The sequence below is a fragment of the Streptomyces sp. NPDC001816 genome, from assembly GCF_042892235.1.
GTDB lineage: Bacteria > Actinomycetota > Actinomycetes > Streptomycetales > Streptomycetaceae > Streptomyces.
This window is the reverse complement of the sequence record NZ_JBIATY010000010.1, coordinates 224,761-236,489: the sequence shown is the minus strand read 5'-3', so window position 1 is coordinate 236,489 and position 11,729 is coordinate 224,761. Positions and strand designations below refer to the sequence as shown.

At 69.5% G+C, this 11,729-nt stretch carries 13 protein-coding genes; 7 read left to right on the top strand and 6 right to left on the bottom strand.

Going from position 1 to position 11,729, the window contains the following annotated elements; translation table 11 throughout:
• Window positions 1–5 precede the first annotated feature (5 nt).
• From ACFYZZ_RS31840 to ACFYZZ_RS31820, 5 genes are read right to left on the bottom strand one after another with little or no spacing between them, the layout of a single operon-like run.
• The gene (locus ACFYZZ_RS31840) at window positions 6–389 is read right to left on the bottom strand and encodes a nuclear transport factor 2 family protein (protein WP_389183254.1); all 384 of its coding nucleotides are present in this window, start codon (window positions 387–389) and stop codon (window positions 6–8) included.
• Window positions 390–425: 36 nt separating this feature from the next.
• A complete protein-coding gene (locus ACFYZZ_RS31835; RefSeq protein ID WP_389183251.1) occupies window positions 426–881 on the bottom strand; it encodes a nuclear transport factor 2 family protein in 456 nt (151 codons plus the stop codon).
• Between the two features lie 19 nt (window positions 882–900).
• Complete coding sequence (locus ACFYZZ_RS31830) at window positions 901–1,329, bottom strand: nuclear transport factor 2 family protein (protein WP_389183249.1); 429 nt, start codon at window positions 1,327–1,329, stop codon at window positions 901–903.
• Between the two features lie 39 nt (window positions 1,330–1,368).
• Window positions 1,369–3,015 carry a thiamine pyrophosphate-binding protein gene (locus tag ACFYZZ_RS31825; RefSeq protein WP_389183246.1) on the bottom strand — a complete coding sequence of 549 codons (1,647 nt, stop codon included), beginning with the start codon at window positions 3,013–3,015 and terminating at the stop codon, window positions 1,369–1,371.
• 15 nt (window positions 3,016–3,030) lie between these two features.
• A complete protein-coding gene (locus ACFYZZ_RS31820; protein ID WP_389183243.1) occupies window positions 3,031–3,855 on the bottom strand; it encodes a type 1 glutamine amidotransferase domain-containing protein in 825 nt (274 codons plus the stop codon).
• 308 nt (window positions 3,856–4,163) lie between these two features.
• Here ACFYZZ_RS31820 and ACFYZZ_RS31815 point away from each other — a divergent pair, with 308 nt between their 5' ends.
• The 7 genes from ACFYZZ_RS31815 to ACFYZZ_RS31785 all read left to right on the top strand — a co-directional run bounded on the left by ACFYZZ_RS31815 (window position 4,164) and on the right by ACFYZZ_RS31785 (window position 9,983).
• A complete protein-coding gene (locus tag ACFYZZ_RS31815) occupies window positions 4,164–4,430 on the top strand; it encodes a UBP-type zinc finger domain-containing protein (protein ID WP_389183240.1) in 267 nt (88 codons plus the stop codon).
• Window positions 4,427–6,223, top strand: a complete 1,797-nt coding sequence (locus ACFYZZ_RS31810) for an FAD-dependent oxidoreductase (protein ID WP_389183238.1) — start codon at window positions 4,427–4,429, stop codon at window positions 6,221–6,223. The genes ACFYZZ_RS31815 and ACFYZZ_RS31810 overlap by 4 nt, the downstream gene beginning before the upstream one ends.
• 92 nt (window positions 6,224–6,315) lie before the next feature.
• Window positions 6,316–6,939: a hypothetical protein gene (locus ACFYZZ_RS31805; protein WP_389183234.1), complete on the top strand. Its 624-nt coding sequence runs from the start codon at window positions 6,316–6,318 to the stop codon at window positions 6,937–6,939.
• A 109-nt stretch (window positions 6,940–7,048) separates the two neighbouring features.
• Window positions 7,049–7,384 (top strand): putative quinol monooxygenase, encoded by a 336-nt coding sequence (locus tag ACFYZZ_RS31800; protein ID WP_389183231.1) that lies wholly within the window; start codon window positions 7,049–7,051, stop codon window positions 7,382–7,384.
• On the top strand, window positions 7,381–7,914 hold the full coding sequence (locus tag ACFYZZ_RS31795) for a group II truncated hemoglobin (RefSeq protein ID WP_389183228.1): 534 nt from the start codon (window positions 7,381–7,383) through the stop codon (window positions 7,912–7,914). The genes ACFYZZ_RS31800 and ACFYZZ_RS31795 overlap by 4 nt, the downstream gene beginning before the upstream one ends.
• A gap of 356 nt (window positions 7,915–8,270) precedes the next feature.
• Window positions 8,271–8,957, top strand: coding sequence for a DUF5995 family protein (locus ACFYZZ_RS31790; protein WP_389183225.1), 687 nt, complete (start codon window positions 8,271–8,273; stop codon window positions 8,955–8,957).
• Window positions 8,958–9,053: 96 nt separating this feature from the next.
• Complete coding sequence (locus ACFYZZ_RS31785; RefSeq protein WP_389183222.1) at window positions 9,054–9,983, top strand: LLM class F420-dependent oxidoreductase; 930 nt, start codon at window positions 9,054–9,056, stop codon at window positions 9,981–9,983.
• Between the two features lie 41 nt (window positions 9,984–10,024).
• On the opposite strand, the gene ACFYZZ_RS31780 is transcribed toward ACFYZZ_RS31785, so the two are convergent.
• On the bottom strand, window positions 10,025–11,722 hold the full coding sequence (locus tag ACFYZZ_RS31780) for a flavin monoamine oxidase family protein (RefSeq protein WP_389183219.1): 1,698 nt from the start codon (window positions 11,720–11,722) through the stop codon (window positions 10,025–10,027).
• Window positions 11,723–11,729: the final 7 nt, after the last annotated feature.

Sequence of the window (11,729 nt, the reverse complement as noted above, 5' to 3'; positions counted from 1 at the left end):
CCCCCTCAGGCGGCCTGCGACAGGACCTGGAACGGGACCGTGTCGTGGAAGTTCGCCATGTACGCGATCTTTCCGTCGACGATCCGGAAGAAGTTCATGACCTCGGCCTCGATGGCCTTGCCGGAGGCCTTGGCCACGGCGCTGATGTGGGAGACCACCGCGGCCTTCACACCGTCGGCGTCCACGATGAGGTGCAGCGGCCGGTTCTCGAACTTCTCGTACATGTCCCCCATGCCGGTCATCATCGAGCGCAGCTTGGTCAGCCCCTCGATGTGTCCGGCGAGCTGTTCGTCCATGACCTGGTCCTCGGCGAACAGGTCGCACCAGCGCTGCCAGTCACCGGCGTTGGCGTACTCGTAGTACCTGGTGAGCACCTCATGGGCGTCCATGCTGTGTCCCCTCCTCGCTGTGTCGTGCCGCGGTGGTCAGTCGGCGGTGCGGATTCCGCCGGGGCCGAACGGTGCCCAGAACTGGCTGAAGGCCGTGGCGTCGTCGCCGAACAGGCCGTCGTGGCCCTCGACGATGCGGCCGTCGCGCCAGCGCATGAAGTGGAAGACCTGGTAGTCCATGCGCTCGTACGGGGACAGGCTGTCCTCGGGTGCCCCGGCGCGCAGACCGGCGTTGCGGCACACGTCGGCGGAACAGTCCTCGCCGACGAGGATCACCTCGCGGTCCATCCGGAACGTGCCGCCGGTGAGCTTGCCGGTGCGGCCCATCAGGTCGAGGAACGCGTCCAGCGACTCGTACCAGCCGGCCAGCGGGTGGTTGCCGGGGACCAGCCAGCGCAGGTCCTCCGAGTAGTGCTCCAGGATCCGGGCCCGGTCACCGGAGCCGAGGGCCTGGTAGGCGGCCTCGACCTGTTCCCGTGTCACCATCGCCATCGTCGTCGCCTCCCCGGCCTCAGAGATCGGCCGAACCCGGCATCGGGTTCAGGGCGTTGACGACGTACGTCTTGATCTGCGGGCCGGTGTCACCGGCCACGACGGTCCACGTCTGGTCGGCGTCGAAGCCCAGCCACTGGCTCTTGGCGGCCGGCGGGTCCCAGATCTTCGCCTGCCAGTTGACGAGGACCTGCACGATCGCCCGGTCGCCCTCGATGACGGGCTCGACCTTGGTGACCGTGTGGACCTCGTCGAAGAAGCGGTGGGTCACGGCGTCGTACCAGCGGCCGAATCCCTCGTGCCCGACGAACGTGTCCTCGGGGACCTTGAGCTCCATGTCCTCCGTGATGTACGGCAGCACCTCGGCGATGGGGATGTGCTCGTCCAGCGCCACGTACCAGCTGGTGGCGAACGTGCGGATCGCGTCCTCGGTCAGCTGCTGCGGCATGCGCGCAGACCTCCTTACGGATCAGATGTCGTGGATGGGTCAGATCTGCAGGTCGACCAGGAACGGACCCGAGTGCTCGAGCATCCGCCGCACCGCGTCGGCCGCCTGTCCGGGCTTCTCCACCCGGACGCCGTCGGCGCCGAGGGAGCGGGCCAGGCCGGCGAAGTCGATCTCCGGGTGGGCGAGGTCGAAGGAGCGCGGGAAGTCGTGCTGCGGGATGTCCCGCTCCCTCCAGTACTGCGCGATGTTGTCGTCCAGCAGCCGGTACTTGTGGTTGTTGCAGACCACGAACTTCGCGTCGACGCCGTACCGGGCGGCCGTCCACAGCCCCTGGTAGGTGTACATGGAGCCGCCGTCGCCGGTGAACCCGACGACCGTGCGGTCCGGATGCGCCAGCTTGGCGCCGATCGCACCGGGGATGCCCACGCCGAGCGAACCGCCACGGGTCACGTGGTAGTCGCCGGGGCGGTCCGGCGGCAGGTAGGCGGTCACCAGCGGCGAGCTGGTCAGGGCCTCGTCGAAGACGATCAGGTCGCCCCCGGTCTGCTCGGCGAGCGCAGCCAGGAACGCCTCGATCGGGGTGCCGTCGTGGCTGCCGGCCGCGAACTCGGCCCGCGCGCGGTCACGTTCGGCACTGCGGGCGGCCATCCGCTCGGCTGCTGCGCCGCGCCGGTCGGGGCCGAGCTGCCCTGCGAGCGAGGCCGCGAGGGAGCGCAGGGCGGCCTTGGGGTCGGCGACGATGCCGAGGTCCACCGGGTGGTTCTTGGCGATCTCGTACGCGTTGAGATCGATGTGGACGATCTTCGCGCCGTCCGCGAAGGGGCTGTCCAGCTCCGGGAACACCTCCGGGAAGACATAGGTGCCCACGATCAGGACCGCGTCCGCGTCCCGGACCAGCTCCTTGCTGTGCTCGCCGAACATGTGGCCGGTGGCGCCGCGGTGCAGCGGGTGCGAGGCCGCCATGGTGACCTCGGAGAAGTCGACGTCCCACACGTCGGCACCCAGCAGCTCGGCGACCGCGGTGAGTTCGGCCTGCGCGCCGGCGAGGCTGACCCCGTCACCGGCCAGGATCAGCGGACGGCGGGCGCCTGCGAGCAGCGCGGCCGCCTCCCCGACGGCCGCCTCGGCGGGAGCGGCGTCGGTGCGCGGGACGGCCGTGGGCAGGACGGGCTCGTGGTTCGGCGCGTCCAGCACGTCCATCGGCAGGGCGACGAAGACGGGGCCGCGTGGCGGGGTCAGCGCGATCTTCACGGCCCGGCGGATCGTGCGCAGTACCGACGCGGGGTCGGTGACCCGGGTGGCGTACTTGGTGACCGGGCGCGCCATCGCGACCAGGTCGGAGGCCATCTGGGCGTCCATCACGTCGTACTTCACGCCGGCGTCACCGGCGACCACGACCAGCGGCGTGTGCCCGCGCATCGACTGGTAGAGCATGCCGATGCCGTTACCGAGTCCGACCCCGGAGTGCAGCTGGAGCAGCGCGGCACCGCCCGTGGCCCGCGCGTATCCGTCGGCGATTCCCGCGGCCACCGTCTCCTGCAGCGCGAGGATGTACGTGAAGTCCCGGGCGTTGTCGACCGCGTCCAGGAATCCCTGCTCCACGGTGCCGGGATTTCCGAACATAAATTTCAGGCCATCCGCCTTGAACTGCTCGATGATTTTTGTCTTGCCCGGCTGAACGGTCATGCAATTTCCTCCGGATTACCAGCCGTAGCGGGTGAGACCGTTTTCCAGTACCTCCACGATCTTCTGTCCGGTGAGGTAGGAATCAGGGGTCGAACGGCCCGTGACGAACGGGTAGTCGACGATGACGGAAAGCGGGTGCCCAAAATTGCCGTGATAGGCGCCGTCGGGGCCGGTGGCGTCGCGCAGGATGTATTCCAGCGGGTACGGCGGCGGGCCCATGTTGAAGTCGGTGCCGAGGAACCCGGTACCGTCCTTGTAGTCGTACTCCTTGCAGTGCCCGGTGACGTGCTTGCCCCGGATGATCGACTCGCGGTCGCCCCAGTCGCGGGCGAAGGCGAGGCAGGCCACGCCGTAGCACTCGGCGGCGACCACCTTGCCGGCCTGCTTGAAGGCCAGGATCAGCGCGTGCACCCGCTCGTTGTTGGCGAGGTCCGCGATGGGCCCGCTGCCTCCGACGATGAGGATCGCGTCGTACTCCTGGATGTCCTCGGCGAGGCGGTCGAGGTCGCGGTGGTACTGCTCCAGCTTGCGCAGATAGCCCTCGTCGCTCGTGTAGGGGCGCTCCGGCACCCAGCCGGAGATGTCGACGGCCTTGTCGAGCCGCGGGCCCTCGTCGAACTCGCGGCCCAGCCGGGCGTTCTCGGCAGTGGTGACGCTGCGGCCGAGCGGCGGGTCCACGTAGTTCTCGTCGAGGCTCGGCGGAAGGGCGCGCGCCCGCTTTCCGGTGGGGGTCGCGAAAACGACCTCATATCCCTGCTCATCGAACTTGGATACCGGGCCGATGAGTTCCTCGGCCCAATAGCCGTGTTCGGAGACGATGACCAGAATCTTCCTGCTCATGGATCCCCTCCCTGGCTGTCCTGGTTGGCTCGTTCCACCCTGCGGGAGCACGGTCTCTGGTCCAAGACAGGCGTCTCGACTTCTTGAGGTATCGCCTTCAACTCGGCCGGAACGTCAGGGAGTCGTGTGCGGACCTCAGGAAGTAGGAACCCGACCTCAGGAAGTAGCGGCGGGATTTCATGACTTCGCGCGCGTGCGCAACGGGAGCGGGGCAGCGTTGATGTTGTCGCGCCCGTCCCTTCCGCAAACGAATCCCCGCGTTCCCGATCGTCGTCCCCCCACCTCATCCCCCGATCAGAAGGACTCCGATGACCACCAGGTGCACGCATCTCGACCACCTGCGCCCCGTGACGGCCCGTACCGAGGGCTGCGAGGAGTGCCTGGCGCTGGGCGACGTCTGGGTCCACCTGAGGATGTGCCTCGATTGCGGACACGTCGGCTGCTGCGACTCCTCCAAGAACCGCCATGCCACGAAGCACTTCCGAGCCTCAGGGCATCCGATCGCCGCCTCGCACGAGCCCGGCGAATCGTGGGCCTGGTGCTATGTGGACCGAGTCATGATGGAGCTGGCATGAACTGGGGAAAAAACGGCAGGACGGGCCACGGCCCCGGGGCGACCATGACCGCCGAGGCCCACGAGTCCCGTTCCGCCAGGGTCCGGCGCCCCGCGCCGGACCCTTCCGACAAGAGCCGAAGCGCCGCCGACGACAGCCGCAAGCCGGTGATCCTCGCCGTCGACGACGATCCGCAGGTGTTACGCGCCGTGCGCCGCGACCTGCGCGCCGCCTACGGTGACCGCTACCGGGTCCTTGGCGCCTCGTCCGCCGTGGATGCCCTGAAGATCCTCGACTCGCTGGACCAACGGGGTCACGACCCGGCCCTGTTCCTCGTGGACCAGCGGATGCCGGAGATCACCGGGGTGGAGTTTCTGCTGGAGGCGGTCAGCCGCTTCCCGGACGCGCGCCGGGTGCTGCTCACGGCGTACGCGGAAACCGAGGCGGCGATCACCGCGATCAACCAGGTGCGCCTCGACTACTACCTGATGAAGCCCTGGGATCCGCCGCACGAGCGGCTCTTCCCGGTGCTGGACGACCTGCTGTCGGACTGGCTGGCCGCCTACCGTCCGGCCTACGACGGCATCCTGGTCGCCGGTCACCTGGTTTCGCCCGCCACCCACGCGGTGCGGGACTTCTTCACCCGCAACGGGCAGCCCTTCAAGTTCCTGAACGTCGAGCGCGACGCGGAGGCACTCGGTGTGCTGGCGGAGCGGCCGGGTGCCGCGCTGCCGCTGGTCCGCTTCCCGGACGGGGCGCTGCTGTCGGGGCCGAGCGACGCCGAGCTCGCCGAGCATCTGGGGCTGACGACCACCGCCTCCCGGCCGCACTACGAGTGCGTCATCGTGGGCGCCGGGCCGGCCGGGCTCGCCGCCGGGGTGTACGCCGCGTCCGAGGGCCTGAGCACGCTGCTGGTGGACTCGCGGGCGCCCGGCGGGCAGGCCGGCACGTCCTCGCTGATCGAGAACTACCTCGGGTTCCCGTCCGGCCTGTCCGGCGGCGACCTCACCCGGCGGGCGACCATCCAGGCCCAGCGGTTCGGCGCGGAACTGCTGCACCCCGTCGAGGTGGTGAAGCTGACCCGGGACGACCCTGCGAAGATCCTCACGCTGACCGACGGCACGGAGATCAGCGCCGAGTCGGTCCTGCTGTCCACCGGCGTCTCCTACAACCGGCTGCAGGCGCCGGGCGCGGAGAAGTTCGAGGGCGCCGGGCTGTACTACGGCGCCGCCACCACCGAGAGCTCGGCGTGCATCTCGCAGCACGTGTTCATCGTGGGCGGCGCCAACTCGGCGGGGCAGGCGGCCGTGCACTTCGCGAAGTACGCGGCGCAGGTGACGATCCTGGTGCGCGCGGACTCGCTGTCCGCGGCCATGTCGCAGTACCTGATCGACGAGATCGCCAAGACCCCCAACATCGAGGTCCGGGCGCGGGCCACGGTGAAGGAGCTCATGGGCGACGAGCGCCTGGAGCGGATCGTGCTGCACGACGCCGGCACCGGCGAGGACACTGAGGTGCCCTGCCGGTTCATGTTCACGTTCATCGGCGCCCGGCCGCACACCGACTGGCTGGAGGACGTCGTCGAACGCGACGACCACGGCTTCGTCCTGACCGGCTCCGACCTGGTCACCAACGGCGGCGAACTGCCGACGGAGTGGCCCCTGGAGCGTCCGCCGTATCCGCTGGAGACCAGCGTCCCCGGGGTCTTCGCCGCGGGTGATGTGCGGGCGCACTCGGTGAAGCGGGTCGCTTCCGGAGTCGGGGAGGGCGCGATGGCGATCTCGCTGATCCACCGGTACCGGTCGATGGGCTGACGGGCCGGCGCAACCTGGAAGTCTGCTGGGTTTCGCCCCGCACTGCCGTTGTCCGCTGGGCTTGGCCGACGTATGGGAGTAACGTCGATTACATGATTACAGCGGAACAGCGAGAAAGGCTCCGCGGCTGGTTCGCCGGCCGACTGCCGGAGGACCTCTTCGAGAGCCTGGTGGAGGTGACGGTGGACCGTGAGGAGATCACCGTCATCGGCCGCATCCCGGCACCGCGGCTCGCCGACTCCGCGTCGGCCGCCGAGCGGGACGCGGCCGTCCAGGGGCGGGTCCAGGAGTTCCGGCAGCGCACCCGCGAGGAACGGATGGCCTTGGCTCGCGAGGCCGAGCACCAGTTCCGGAAGAAGGTCTCCTGGGGCGTGGAGTGCGACGGGAAGCGGGCGTTGTTCACCACTGTCGCGGCGCCCGTGATGACGCGGCTGCGGCAGAACGAGCGTCAGGTGCTGGACACCCTCATCGCGGGCGGCGTGGCCCGCAGCCGCAGTGACGCGCTCGCCTGGTGCGTGCGGCTCGTCCAGCGCCACACGGACGATTGGCTGACCGAGTTGCGCGACTCGCTGGAGCAGGTGCGGCGCGTGCGGGCCCGGGGGCCGGACGCCGCCGCGGACGAGGACCACGGACCGGACGGCGGGCCCGAGGACCCAGAAGGCACCGACGGCACCGAAAGCCCAGGGAACACGGCGCCCTCGGAGCCGGGCGGCTGACGGCTTCTTGCCAGCCGGTCTCCGGACAACTGCCCCGGTCCGCCTGACAGGCAACGACAAACCGGGCAGGCTTGCTTTTCGACGACCCGACGACAAGGAGATTCACAGCATGGCCACGACCGTCGAGTACATCCGTTACCGGATCGCCTTAGACGACCAGAAGGCCTTCGAAGGCGCGTACACCCAGGCCGCCCAGGCGCTGGCAGCGGCACCGGAGTGCATCGACTACGAACTGTCACACTGCCAGGAGGAGGCCGAGCGGTACATCCTGCGGATCCGCTGGACGTCCGTCGAGGACCACCTCCAGGGCTTCCGCAAGGGGGAGCACTTCCCCGCGTTCTTCAGCGCGATCCGGCCGTTCGTGTCATCGATCGAGGAGATGCAGCACTACGTCACCACCGATGTCGTCGGCACGGGCAAGGCGGCCGGACAGGAGCGGCAGTGAGCGAACAGCCCGTTGAGCAGGCCGTCGCGCAACCGGTGGTGGACGCGAAGCACGCCCCGGACAAGCCGGGTACGCCCACGATCTACGAGTGGATGGGCGGCGGCGAAGCGCTGAACCGTCTGACCAAGGTCTTCTACGGTCATGTCCTCGAGGACCCCGTCCTCGCACCGGTCTTCGCCGGCATGGACGAGAAGCATCCGCAGCATGTCGCGAAGTGGCTCGGAGAGGTCTTCGGCGGCCCCAAGGACTACACCGCCGACCGCGGCGGCCACCCGCACATGGCCACCCAGCACCTGGGCCGCGGCATCACCGAGGAACAGCGCCGCCGCTGGGTGAGCCTCCTGCAGGACACGGCCGACGAGGTCGGCCTGTCGGCCGACCCCGAGTTCCGTGCCGTGTTCCTCTACTACATCGAGTGGGGCACACGCATGGCCGTCATGTACTCGGGCGAGAACCCGCCCCCGGTGGACGCGGCAGAGGTACCGGTCTGGAAATGGGGCCAGACCCCGCCGTGGCAGCCCAATGGCTGAGTGACGGGGCGCCCGTCCGACGGCTGAGCCCGGTGGCTCGAGCAGTGGATGCCCAAGCCAACGGGCTCGGTCCGTCCGCCAGGACGCCGCTCAGCCCGGCCGTACTTCACCTCGACCTGCTCGTCGTGGATCAACCAGGTCGAGCGGTGGTTCGCCGAGCTGGAACGAGCAGGCCCGGCCCTTCAAGTGGACCAAACTGCAGACCAGATCTGCGCCCACATCTGCCGCTACCGCACTGACACGGTCTCGCTTTCCCTCCCCGCATGCGATGCCGCTCCCGCCCCGCATTCCCCCGTTCCGGCGAAGCGTCGGGGCGGGTGGTGCGTGGGGTGGGGTGGGGCTGGGACCCTTCCCCCATGGCGCAGTCGGAACACCTCAGCACCTCTGTCGACGGCGTGATCGCGCGGATGCGTGTCCTCGACGCGGAGTTGCCCGAGCGGGACGGGGTCGGCGTGTTCAACCGCGTCTACCTCGCCGTCACCGAGGAGGTCGACCGGCGCCTGGACGCCGGGGAGTTCGCGGACCGGCGGGCGGCGTCCGCGCTGGACGTGCGGTTCGCCGAGCGGTATCTGGCGGCGGTCGACGCGGTGCAGCGGGACCGCCGTCCGCCCGCCTGCTGGCGGCCTCTGTTCCAGTTCCGCCGCCATCCCGGGGTACGCCCGCTGCAGTTCGCGCTCGCGGGCATCAACGCGCACATCGGGCACGATCTGGCGCTCGCCGTGGTGGACACCTGCCGTACGCTCCGCTGCGAACCGGCCGATCTGGAGGACGAGTTCGAGCGCGTGGGCGACCTCCTCGTCTCGCTGGAGGAGCGCATCCGCGAGGATCTGATGCCGGGTCCCGACGTGCTGCAGATCGCCGACCCGATCACCCATCTGCTGGGCTCCTGGAGCCTGGAGCGGGCGCGGGACGCGACCTGGGCGGCGGCCCGGGCCCTGTGGGCACTGCGCCGCTGCGAGGACGTCGTCGAGGAGTTCACCGAGCGGCTCGACGCGGCGGTCGGCTTCGCGGGCCGCATGCTGCTCACCCCGCTGGCCGACTGATCTGGCCGGATCCGGCCCGTGGGCGAGCCTCCTGGGGAACTGGCCCGTCATCGCCCTACGTTGACGGTTCAACACCCAGCGCAGAGGAGCAGCGGTATGGCGATCCGGCTCGGTCTGAGTCTTCCCCAGATGCGGCAGTACTCCCTCGGCAAGGACGTGCCCGACGTGGCGCGCGCCGCCGAGGAGATCGGTTACGACAGCCTGTGGGTCTTCGAGCGGGCCCTCTTCCCGGAGCCCGCCACCCAGGGCCTGTACGGCATCGAGGGCCTGCCCTGGCCCGACCAGTACCGGAACGTGGCGGACCCGCTGGTCACCCTCACCCTGGCGGCCGCGGCCACCGAGCGGGCCCGGCTCGGCTCCAGCGTGCTGGTCGCTCCGCTGCACATCCCGTTCCAGCTCGCCAAGGCCCTCGCCTCGCTGGACGCGGCGAGCGGCGGCCGGGTGATCGCGGGCTTCGGCACCGGCTGGTCGCTGGACGAGTACGCTGCCGCCGGCGTCCGGCCGATCGCGGAGCGCGGCAAGGTGCTCGACGAGGTCATCGAGGTGTGCCGGGCGGTGTGGGGTCCCGACCCGGTGCGCTACGACGGCCGCATCACCAAGATCGAGTCCGCCGTGGTCGGGCCCAAGCCCGCGCGGCCGATCCCCATCCTGCTGGCGGCCAGTAACAAGAAGGCGCTGACCCGGCTCGTGGACCACGCCGACGGCTGGCTTCCGGTGGGCATGGGCGTGGAGCAGATCACCGAGCAGTGGCAGCGGTTGCAGGACCTGGCGGCCGAGCGCGGCAGGAAGGAGCCGATCCAGACGGTCCTGCGGGTGAACTGCGTCCGCCTGCCCAAGGCGTACGAGGGTGCGGACCGCCCTCCCTTCCAGGGCGACGTCGACCAGATCGTCGAGGACCTGGTGGCGCACGCGCAGATCGGCCTGGAGGAGATCCTCGTCGACCTCCAGGGCACCGCGCGGGACGCGCAGGAGCTCAAGGACGTCGCCGCCGAGGTGTTTGAAAAGGCGCGGACGGCCGGAGTCTGAGTCCGGCCGCCCGCGCCTTGGTCCAGGGGACGTGATCCCGGTCAGTCCTCGGGCAGTTCCACCGGGGCGATCTCGTCGTAGACGTCACCCGGGCCGGGGTTGGTCGGGTCGGTGGCACCGCCGAGCTGGTGCATGACGCCCCAGACCGCGTTCAGCGCGGTCGTGACGGCGCCCTCGGCCCAGCCGGCCGTCCAGGAGATGTCGTCACCGGCGAGGAAGATGCCGCGCTTGTCCTCGGGCAGGCGGTCCTGCATGAAGTGGGTGTACAGACGCCGCTGGTAGCGGTAGTGGCCGGGCAGGTTGGCCTTGAACGCGCCCATGAAGTAGGGCTCGTTCTCCCAGGAGACGGTCGCCGGGTTGCCGATGATGTGCTTGCGGATGTCGACCTTCGGATAGATCTCCGACAGCGACTTCAGCATGACCTCCATGCGCTCGTTCGGGGACAGCGGCAGCCACTTCAGGCTGTCGTCGCACCAGGTGTACGACAGGCAGATCACGGCGGGCTTGTCCGGACCGTTGTCCAGGAGGTAGGTCCCGCGGGTCATGCGGTCGGTGAGCGTCATCGACATGACGTCACGGCCGGTCTCCTCGTCCTTGTCCAGCCAGAACGGGCGGTCGACCGGAACGAAGAGCTTGGAGGACTCCATGTAGTGGGTGCGCTCGACGGCCGTCCAGTGGTCGGCCGGGAACAGCGACTCGTCGCACTCGATCTTGGAGAGCAGCATCCAGGACTGGGCGGTGAAGATCGCCGCCTTGTACGTGCGGATGTCGCCGTTCGCGTCCGTCACCGTGATCCGGTTGCCGGCGGTGCGGTGCAGCCGGGTCACGGCGGGGCGGGGCTCGCCGTCGACGTGCAGGGTCTTCAGGGATGTACCGAGCGGCCAGTGGACGATCTTCGCCGGCTCGTGCTCCCACAGGCGCAGCGGAAGCGCCTGCGCGCCCTCCGCGATGCCGCGGTGGTGGTCGTCGGCCTCGGTGTAGACGACCCGCAGGATCTCCAGGATCGAGTTCGGGAAGTCGGTGTCCCAGCCGCCGGTGCCGAAGCCGACCTGGCCGAAGATCTCGCGGTGCCGGAAGGACTTGAAGGCCTCGGACTCGCACAGGAAGCCGTAGAAGGTCTGGTTGTCGAGCTTCTCGACCAGCTTCGCCCAGATCTCGCGGATGCGCGGGACGTCGCGCTCACGCATGGCGCGGTTCATGTCGGAGAAGTCGGCGCCCTCGTCCAGGCACTTGTTCCAGGCGTCGGCGACGTCACGGTAGACCTGGGGCAGGTCGTCGATCGTCTCGGCGTAGTGCGACTCGCCCTTGAGGTCCACGACGGTGGACGGGGTGGCCTCGGCGAGCGGGTTGGGGAACGGCTTGGTCGTCAGGCCGACCAGGTCGATGTAGTGCTGGAGGGCGGTCGAGGACGGCGGGAACCGCATCGCGCCGAACTCGCAGTTCAGTTCGGGGTCGCAGCCCTCGAAGCCGACCGTGCGCAGTCGGCCGCCGAGCTGGTCGGCCTCGTACACGACGGGCTTGAGACCCATCTTCATCAGCTCGTACGCGGCCACCAGACCGGACAGGCCGCCACCGATGATCGCGACCTCGGCTCCGTGCTCGGTCGCCGGGATCTGGCCGAGCCCCGCCGGGTGGGCGAGGAAGTCGTCGTAGGCGTAGGGGAAGTCCGGGCCGAACATGGTGATGGGCGGCTGCTGCTCGTCGGCGTGCTCGACGGCGTTGGGCACCGTGGACGTCATGGGGTAC